The organism is Duganella margarita (assembly GCF_009857535.1).
In the GTDB taxonomy this organism is placed as follows: domain Bacteria; phylum Pseudomonadota; class Gammaproteobacteria; order Burkholderiales; family Burkholderiaceae_D; genus Rugamonas; species Rugamonas margarita.
In genome coordinates, this window is sequence record NZ_WWCS01000047.1 from 1 (window position 1) to 7,403 (window position 7,403).

The 7,403-nt window shown below is 64.6% G+C and carries 11 protein-coding genes; 3 read left to right on the forward strand and 8 right to left on the reverse strand.

Going from position 1 to position 7,403, the window contains the following annotated elements; genetic code table 11:
- Positions 1-520, reverse strand: a 520-nt coding sequence (locus GTP55_RS28815; protein WP_371868477.1) for a type IV pilus assembly protein FimV, incomplete at its 3' end; no start/stop codon positions are given.
- 153 nt (positions 521-673) lie between these two features.
- Between GTP55_RS28815 and fumC the strand changes: the two genes are divergently transcribed.
- Positions 674-2,071, forward strand: coding sequence for a class II fumarate hydratase (gene fumC, locus GTP55_RS28820; RefSeq protein ID WP_161048203.1), 1,398 nt, complete (start codon positions 674-676; stop codon positions 2,069-2,071).
- On the opposite strand, the gene GTP55_RS28825 is transcribed toward fumC, so the two are convergent.
- The gene (locus GTP55_RS28825) at positions 2,068-2,979 is read right to left on the reverse strand and encodes a hypothetical protein (RefSeq protein WP_161048204.1); all 912 of its coding nucleotides are present in this window, start codon (positions 2,977-2,979) and stop codon (positions 2,068-2,070) included. The genes fumC and GTP55_RS28825 overlap by 4 nt on opposite strands.
- Before the next feature lie 192 nt (positions 2,980-3,171).
- On the opposite strand from GTP55_RS28825, the gene GTP55_RS28830 reads away from it, so the two are divergent.
- Together GTP55_RS28830 and GTP55_RS28835 are read left to right on the forward strand one after the other, a co-directional pair.
- Positions 3,172-3,390 carry an RNA-binding S4 domain-containing protein gene (locus tag GTP55_RS28830; RefSeq protein WP_161048205.1) on the forward strand — a complete coding sequence of 73 codons (219 nt, stop codon included), beginning with the start codon at positions 3,172-3,174 and terminating at the stop codon, positions 3,388-3,390.
- Between the two features lie 140 nt (positions 3,391-3,530).
- Positions 3,531-3,824, forward strand: a complete 294-nt coding sequence (locus GTP55_RS28835) for a hypothetical protein (protein ID WP_161048206.1) — start codon at positions 3,531-3,533, stop codon at positions 3,822-3,824.
- 16 nt (positions 3,825-3,840) lie between these two features.
- Here GTP55_RS28835 and bufB read toward each other — a convergent pair whose 3' ends face one another.
- From bufB to GTP55_RS28865, 6 genes are all read right to left on the reverse strand, one after another.
- Positions 3,841-5,505: an MNIO family bufferin maturase gene (gene bufB / locus GTP55_RS28840; protein ID WP_371868479.1), complete on the reverse strand. Its 1,665-nt coding sequence runs from the start codon at positions 5,503-5,505 to the stop codon at positions 3,841-3,843.
- Between the two features lie 3 nt (positions 5,506-5,508).
- A complete protein-coding gene (locus GTP55_RS28845) occupies positions 5,509-5,760 on the reverse strand; it encodes a BufA1 family periplasmic bufferin-type metallophore (RefSeq protein ID WP_161048207.1) in 252 nt (83 codons plus the stop codon).
- A 165-nt stretch (positions 5,761-5,925) separates the two neighbouring features.
- Positions 5,926-6,117 carry a YjfB family protein gene (locus GTP55_RS28850; protein WP_110846895.1) on the reverse strand — a complete coding sequence of 64 codons (192 nt, stop codon included), beginning with the start codon at positions 6,115-6,117 and terminating at the stop codon, positions 5,926-5,928.
- A gap of 53 nt (positions 6,118-6,170) precedes the next feature.
- Complete coding sequence (gene mobB, locus GTP55_RS28855) at positions 6,171-6,716, reverse strand: molybdopterin-guanine dinucleotide biosynthesis protein B (RefSeq protein WP_161048208.1); 546 nt, start codon at positions 6,714-6,716, stop codon at positions 6,171-6,173.
- 67 nt (positions 6,717-6,783) lie between these two features.
- On the reverse strand, positions 6,784-6,963 hold the full coding sequence (locus GTP55_RS28860) for a PEP-CTERM sorting domain-containing protein (RefSeq protein ID WP_161048209.1): 180 nt from the start codon (positions 6,961-6,963) through the stop codon (positions 6,784-6,786).
- A 68-nt stretch (positions 6,964-7,031) separates the two neighbouring features.
- A partial coding sequence (locus GTP55_RS28865) for a general secretion pathway protein GspB (protein WP_161048210.1) occupies positions 7,032-7,403 on the reverse strand: 372 nt, incomplete at its 5' end.

Genomic DNA, 7,403 nt, shown 5'->3' on the forward strand with positions numbered 1-7,403 from the left:
CCGTCCGGGCCGTCCCGCTAGCCGCCAGGCGCGCCGCCCTGGCCTGCGCCGTAATCTGCTCCGCCTGCGCCGGCGTCATCGCACTGGCAGGCGGCACGGCCGACGCCACCGGCGCAACCACCACCGGCGCCGGCGGATTCGGGTCCTTCTGCAACCACACCGTGGCCAGCCTCACATCCTGCTTGCCGGGCACGCCCAGCTCCACGTACAGATGCACATAATCGGCATCCACCGCCCGGGTGGTGGTCACATGCAACACCGACCTGGCCCCGCGCCGCTCCACCTGCAAGCGCACCGACGCCAGCGCCGGATTCATCGTCACATTGGCGCCGCGATACACATTGCCGTCCGCCAGCCGCACCTGCAAGCCTGCCACCTCTTCCGGCGTCAGTGCCACCAGCTCGATATCCACCGCCAGCGGCTGGCCGATATACGAGCGCGGCGCGATCTCCCCCAGCTCGGCGGCAGCGGCGCCCAGCGTGGCGCCGGCCACGGCCAGGGCGCAAATCGAAGTTAGCAAAGACTTAAGCGGCATCATCCAGGATCGCGGTCAGGCGAGCATTCAAAAGGTATAACAGCTATAACGGCGCGAATTCCCAATTTTGTAGCCCCCGGTTAATTTTTGCAAACTGCGCTACACTCAAATACCTTCTTTTACTACCAAGGATTCACCATGAGCACCCGTAGTGAACGCGACAGTTTCGGCCCGATCGACGTCCCAGACGCCCAGCTGTGGGGCGCGCAAACCCAGCGCTCGCTGGAACATTTCCGCATCTCCACCGAAAAGATGCCGCTGGAACTGATCCACGCGCTGGCCAGCGTCAAGCGCGCCGCCGCCCGCGTCAACCTCGACCTCGGCCTGCTGGACGGCGCGAAAGCCATCGCCATCACCCAGGCCGCCGACGAAGTGCTGGCCGACCGCCACCCAAGCGAATTCCCGCTGGCCGTGTGGCAGACCGGCTCGGGCACCCAGTCCAACATGAACATGAATGAAGTGCTGGCCAACCGCGGCTCCGAGCTGATGGGCGGCGTGCGCGGCGAAGAACGCAAGCTGCACCCCAACGACGACGTCAACAAAGGCCAGTCGTCCAACGACATCTTCCCCACCGCCATCCACGTCGCCGCCGCCCAGGCGCTGGCGCACAACGTGCTGCCGGCCATCAAACAGCTGCGCGACAGCCTGCACGCCAAGGCCGTGGCCTTCGCCGACATCGTCAAAATCGGCCGCACCCACCTGCAGGACGCCACCCCGCTGACCCTGGGCCAGGAATTTTCCGGCTATGTCGCCCACCTCGACTTCGCCACCCATGCGATCGAAGCGGCGCTGCCCGGCGTGCTGCAACTGGCGGCCGGCGGCACGGCGGTCGGCACCGGCCTCAATTCGCATCCCGAATACGCCACCCGCATAGCCGCTGAGCTGGAGCACGCGTTGAAGCTGCCGTTCAAGACCGCCGACAACAAATTCGCCGCGCTGGCCGGCCACGACGCCCTGCTGAACGCCCACGGCGCGCTGAAGACGCTGGCCGCCGCATTGATGAAAATCGCCAACGACGTGCGCTGGATGGCCTCCGGCCCGCGCTCCGGCCTGGGCGAGATCAGCATTCCGGAAAACGAACCGGGCAGCTCCATCATGCCGGGCAAGGTCAATCCAACCCAGTGCGAAGCGCTGACCATGCTGGCCTGTCAGGTGTTCGGCAACGACGTCGCCATCACCATGGGCGGCGCCTCCGGCAACTTCGAGCTCAACGTCTACAAGCCGATGATCGCCCACAACTTCCTGCAAAGTGCGCGCCTGCTGGCCGACGGCATGCGCAGCTTCGAGGAACATTGCGTGCATGGCATCGAGCCGAATCGCGGCCGCATCGAGGAATTGATGGAACGGTCGCTGATGCTGGTCACTGCGCTGGCGCCGCATATCGGCTACGACAAGGCCGCCACCATCGCCAAGCAAGCGCAGCATGAAGGCACGACCTTGAAACAGGCTGCGCTGGCGCTAGGCTATGTCACCGCCGAGCAATTCGAGCAGTGGATCGTGCCGCTGGCCATGACGCGGCCGGGCGCCAAGGGTTAAAACCCGTAGGAGTAGCGCACGCCCATCAGCGCGTCGACAGGCGCGTTGGCGTCATGACCGGGATTGACGCGCCACATCAGCGCGCCGGTCAGGCGCCCCTTGCTGCCCTCGCGTCCGAACAGGCGGGTGTAGCTGAATTCCAGGTCGCGTTCGGTGGCGGTGGGCCGCAGATTCAGCGTCGGCACCCCCAGCGCCAGCGCAGCCGGCGTGGGCGCCAGATTGACCGCCGCGCCGCTGTATTCCAGCGTACCGGTGCGCACCCGCGCCGGAATCGACAAGGTAAGCGCCAGACGGTCGTTCTCGGCCAGCCACTGGCGCCGCACGTAACCGGCGCTGTACGCCACCGTGCGTACCGACGACACCTGCGCCAGCAGGCTGTCCGGACTGCCGATGCCTTCGGTCTTGCCATAGGACGCCATCGCCATCAGCGCGCTGCGCGGCGTCAGCGCATAACCCAGCGAGAGCGAGGTGAAGGTGGTGGTCGGCCGGGTGTTCAGCATCATCGACATGCTCTGCTGCATGCCCGGCGCCCCGCCCGCCTCGCGCAGGATGCCAACGGTTAAAATGCCGGTGCCGCGCCCCATTTTCTTTTCGAAGTCGGCGCTGCTGAGCCAGCGCTTGCCGCGCTCATTGAGCACCGGCCCGAGCGGATCGAGCAAGCCCGGATTATCCGGCAGCGCGCCAAAATGCAGCTGCGGCACGCCGCTCACCACGCTGAAACGGCGCGTGCCGGCCTGCTGCAAGGTCTCGGCCAGCGCCGTCTGGCGGTCGGCCACGTCAAACAGCAAGGTCCCGCTGGCGCGCGGTTCATACCAGGGGAAGGTGGAAGGCGGCGTCGGCGGATCAGCCGCCAGCGCGTCGGCGCCGAACAGGCTGGCTGTGGCCAAGGTCAAAGAAAACTTATTCATGATGCAACTCGCTTGAAGGTCGTTGCGCCCTGCCTGAAAAAGTAGCAGTTACCTCAGAATAGCAACTTCTTTTCTACCTAGCAATCGGATTGAGGTTCGGCCGATAGGGTAAACTGCGCGCCTGTCGGAATGCCGCTACACTAGACGTAAGCAGGGCAACACCGCCTTCACATCATGGCACCAGAGGATAAAATGCAGAAAGTAAGTTTCGAATTAAACGGCGAGTTTGTTGAGCTGAATCAGTTATTGAAACTGGTCGGCCTGTGCGACAGCGGCGGCGCCGGCAAGATGATCGTGGCCAGCGGCGACGTTAAAGTCGACGGTAAAAAGGAATTGCGCAAGACCGCCAAAATCCGCGCCGGCCAGCAAGTGCGCGTGGGCGACATTCATATTACTGTGGTTGCAGCGTAATATTACTTGTGTTGCGGCAATTATGATGTAAGCTTCAAGCTGCGCCGGCGCACGCTTGATCTCGCGCAAGCCGGTGTGCCCCGGCCTCGCTATAGTAGGCGGGCTTGTCATTTCAACCAGTTCGCCTAAAGGGGGATGTCATGGACGGTCAGCAACCACATAGCCCCACCCAGGAGAGCTTGCTGGGCGACTTGCGGCAGGTAATCGAAAATGCCGAAGAACTGTTGAAGAACACCGACCAGTATCACGGCACGCTGTACCAGGTGGCACGCAACAAGCTGGCCGACGCGCTGCAAAAGGCCACCGCCGAACTGGCCCGCTTCGAAGACGTGCACATCGACCGCATGATCGAACTGACCGCCGTCGCCGCCCGCCTGCACCGCGACCTGACCGGCGAAGCCCAGCTGCTGCGCGCCTTCAAGCGCGACAACTGACGCCCGTCACCTCGGTCTACGCCGCCAGCACCGCTTGCGCCAGCCATTGCTGCAACGCGGCGGCGACATCAAACGCTTCATCCAGTTCAAACGCCGCATCGAGCGCGGCGCCAAAAGTGCCGCCTTGCGCCAGCACCTGCAAGGCGGCGTATGCCGCTGCATCCAGCGGCAGCAGAACGGGCTGCCACTGCGGCCGCGCCACCAGTGCCTGGCTAGGTGCCGCCATTTCTTGCGGAAACGCCACATCGCTGCCGGGCTGATGCGCCAGCCATAACGGCACGACCGCCCATCGGGACGCCAGCAACTGCACCGCCGGATGCAGGCGGAACGTGGCTTCTTCGATTTGATCCGGCGCGATGGCCGCCAGTTGGGCGGCGCTGAGGCCGTCCGCCTGCGGCGCGTAATGTGCGCGGTGCAAGGCCCACTCCAGCGCGGCCAGATCGGGCAAATAGGGTAGCTGCGCCGCATGCGGAAACTCGCGCAGGAAGGCGGCGAAACGCGCGCCGAAGTGGTTCAGGTCGGGATTGTCGGACGGCTGCGCGCGGCCATACGCGCGCGTCAGGCCACCGAAGAATTCCTCGCCCACCAGCGCCAGCACTACAGGATAGGCGGCCGCCAGCGTCTTGTACCAAGTGGCGCTCTGGTTGCCGCGATACAGCGCGAAGCGATGCTCGCTGCCGGCGGACGTAAACTGCGCCAGCGCCTGGGCGCCCAGGCGGTCACCCAACAGCGCGCCGGCAAACAGCTGCTGCGCATGCGCCAGCCCGCCGTCGCCAGTCTCGCCACCGGCGGCGGAATCAGCCGGCATGGCGGGCACTGCGCGCACAGTCAGCGGCGCGGCGGCGCGGGCGTGCAAGCCGGCGGCGCGTTCCGCCTCGGCCAGCAGCACATCCAGCGCCGGCAAATCCGTATCCCACTCGATCAAGGTCGGCACCGCGCCGAAGCGTTGCAAAGCCGCTTCGTACAATCGCCAGACCGGCTCGGCCACCCGGTCGCCGTGGTGATCGATGACCGCCTGCGGTGTCACCAGATGCCCGGCCAGATGCATTTCGCCCACCACGCCCGGCGCAATCGCCTGCATGGCGGCCAGCGCATCCTCACCGTGATTGCACTGGTTCACATACAAATTATTAATATCCAACAACAGCCCGCACCCCGTGCGCGCGGCCAGCGCCGCCAGAAACTCCGCCTCGCTCATCGCATCCGCATGGAAACGCACATAGGTCGACACGTTCTCCAGCAACACCTGCCGCCCCAGCACCTCCTGCAACTGGTCGACCCGCGCGCACATCAGCGCCAGCGCCGCCCGGTCCAGCATCAGCGGCAGCAAGTCGTTTAATTGGCGATCCGCCACCGCGCCCCAGCTCAAATGCTCGGACACCAATACCGGCTCAACCCGCTTCACCAGTGTCCGCACGCGCGCCAGATGCGCCTCGGAAAAGCCACGCGCCGACCCGAGTCCCAGGCCAACGCCATGCAAGCTCACCGGATAATCGCGCCGCAACTGCTCCAGCACGTGCCAGTCCCAGCCGCCTTCATCAAGGTAATTCTCGCTATGCACCTCCAGCCAGCCGACGCGCGGCCGCTGCTCGAGGAATTGCCTGTAATGCGGCGCCCGCAAACCGACGCCGACGCCCAGCGCGGCTGCGGCGCGCGCGTTGTCGGCCGGCGCCGGTATCACGTGTTACTTGGCCGGCGGCGTGGTCTTGCCGCCGGCCTTCTCGCACGTGCCCTTCGGCACATATTTCCATTCTTCCGGCGCGCTGTCGGTCTTCGACTGGCCCGCGCAGGAATGCGCGCTGGTAGCACAATCGTTTTGGCCCGCCTTGGCCATGCCGTAGCATTTTTCCTTGTCATCGGCCGCAGCGGCCGGGGCCATTTGCGCCGCACACACCGTCGCCAGCGCCGCCGCGATCAAAGCTTGACGTTTGTTCATGCTGAATCTCCTGAGATAAAAATAAAAACACCCGCAGCCTACCAGCAATATGGCGGCGCCGCATCTGGTCCATCGCAAGGGAAAGAAGGCGTGCGCAAACACGCGCCGCGCAGCAGGCGCTGCGCGGAACAACGAGGCGGCGCAGGACGCGTCGCCGGCGGCCCGTCAGGCCTTGGTGTTAATGGTGTTGCCGAGGTGAGACGGCAGATTCGGCACCGGCGGAATCGCCTCGATCAGCGCGCTGGCGCTGGATGCCTGGATGTCCTGGGCTTTTTTCAATACAGCAACGCCGACCGCCTGCTTGGTGCCAGTGTCGGCCATCGTGGTTGAAAGTTGAGCAATACCGGTGACGTCCATACGTACCTCCATTAAGGGCTATCACCTTATTAACGGAAGCCGTGCCGGCAACTTTAGCCCGGCACTGAAGTTTTTTTCAGGTGCGCCAGCAGCCAGGCCAGCACCTCGGCCGGCTGATTCACGTCCAGCCACGCCAGGCTGGCGCGCAGGCCGTCCGGGCGCGGATGATCGGCCGCCACCGCCACCACCCGCTCGTCATGCGGATACAGCGGCGCCCGGCCGTTTTCCAGCCGGTGAACTTCCAGCTTGTCGATCGGATAGGTCTTGAAGCCTTCCAGCAACGTCAGGTCGGCCGGCGACATGCGCGCCAGTTGTTCGTCCAGCGTCGGCTCGGGGGCGTCGCGCAGCTCATGGATGATGGCGTAGCGGAACGGCGAGCCCACCATCACCTCGGCCGCACCGGCGGTACGCAGCCGCGCGCTGTCCTTGTGGGGCGGCTCGAACTGCAAATCGTGGTGGCTGTGCTTGATGACATTGACCTTGAGGCCCTGCGCCGCCAGTTGCGTCAGCAAATGTTCCAGCAGCGTGGTCTTGCCGCTGCCCGACGTGCCGACTACTCCCAGCACCTTGCGCGCGAACGTGGGACTTACTTGATGCATTGCCTTACCTCACCATCCTGTTGATGCTCGTCATTATACGCAGCAACAGTTGCCAGGCGCAGCAGGCTTACTCTTCGACTTTGATACTGCTCGGTTGGCGCGCGCCGGCCAGCACGATCAGGCCGAAGCAAATCAACAGCAGGCTGAGGCTGCTGGGTTCAACCGACTGGACCACTTCGGCCGCATGGGCGCGCGGCACGTACGCCACGGCGGCGATCAGGAATGGCAGGCACTTCAACTGTTTCATGATTTTTCCTCTTGCTGAGTTCACAACGATAAGAAAATATCATTTTTTTATGACAGGCGAATTACGATTCAATAGGGAATGCGATAACGGTAGCCGCGGAAGTTAAATACCGCCTCTTTCGGCTGCAACTTCTCCAGCAGCAGGCCGGGCGCGACTTCCTCGCCCTCGTGGCGCAGAACCTTGTCGACCAGCAACAAGCGGTCGGCGGCGTTCTTGGAATAGATGTAGCCGCCCACCGCCACCGGCGGAATCGCGCGCTGGATCGGCTCCGGCAGATCACGCAAATTGACGACCGGCTCATCGGAAGCCGTCACGGCGGCCGGCTTGACGGGGGCGCTTGCTGTCGGCGGCTGCGCCAACGGTGGCTCCGGCGCGGCCGCGCGCGCCAGGTTGGCCACCGACTGTGGCAAGTCCGCCGCAGGCGCCGGCAGCGGCGTGGG

Bases quoted from the DNA above. Each gene is read 5' to 3' on its own strand.
- GTP55_RS28830 (WP_161048205.1), top strand. From the start codon at position 3,172: ATGCAGAAAGTAAGTTTCGAATTAAACGGCGAGTTTGTTGAGCTGAAT.
- mobB (WP_161048208.1), bottom strand. From the start codon at position 6,716: ATGCATCAAGTAAGTCCCACGTTCGCGCGCAAGGTGCTGGGAGTAGTC.
- GTP55_RS28825 (WP_161048204.1), bottom strand. From the start codon at position 2,979: ATGAATAAGTTTTCTTTGACCTTGGCCACAGCCAGCCTGTTCGGCGCC.
- GTP55_RS28835 (WP_161048206.1), top strand. From the start codon at position 3,531: ATGGACGGTCAGCAACCACATAGCCCCACCCAGGAGAGCTTGCTGGGC.
- GTP55_RS28860 (WP_161048209.1), bottom strand. From the start codon at position 6,963: ATGAAACAGTTGAAGTGCCTGCCATTCCTGATCGCCGCCGTGGCGTAC.
- fumC (WP_161048203.1), top strand. From the start codon at position 674: ATGAGCACCCGTAGTGAACGCGACAGTTTCGGCCCGATCGACGTCCCA.
- GTP55_RS28845 (WP_161048207.1), bottom strand. From the start codon at position 5,760: ATGAACAAACGTCAAGCTTTGATCGCGGCGGCGCTGGCGACGGTGTGT.
- GTP55_RS28850 (WP_110846895.1), bottom strand. From the start codon at position 6,117: ATGGACGTCACCGGTATTGCTCAACTTTCAACCACGATGGCCGACACT.